A 315-nucleotide genomic window follows, 5' to 3' on the forward strand; every position below is an offset into this window, starting at 1 on the left:
CGCGGCGACGTCCGGCGCGCTCACCGATCCGGGGACGCACTTCGACATGGTGCGCATCGGTGCGGGGCTGGTGGGCATCGACCCCTCCGGGGCGACGACGCTGGCCGGTGCCGCGCGGTGGACCGCCCCCGTCGTGCACAGCGCGCTCGTCCCGGCCGGGACGGCGGTGGGCTACGGGGGCGCGCACATCACGGAACGGGAGACGCGCCTGAGCGTCGTGGGCGTCGGATACGCGGACGGGATCCCGCGGGAGCTCGCGGCGGAGGCGGCCGTGGCGATCGACGGGGCGCGGTATCCGGTCGTGGGGAGGGTGTC

1 protein-coding gene is annotated in these 315 nt (G+C 76.8%); it reads left to right on the plus strand.

Going from position 1 to position 315, the window contains the following annotated elements:
* Positions 1-315: alanine racemase (locus E3U55_RS17165; RefSeq protein WP_323740430.1), on the plus strand; the 315-nt coding region annotated here is incomplete at both ends.

This window comes from Filobacillus milosensis, from assembly GCF_004402015.1.
GTDB classification, from domain to species: domain Bacteria; phylum Bacillota; class Bacilli; order Bacillales; family Alkalibacillaceae; genus Filobacillus; species Filobacillus milosensis.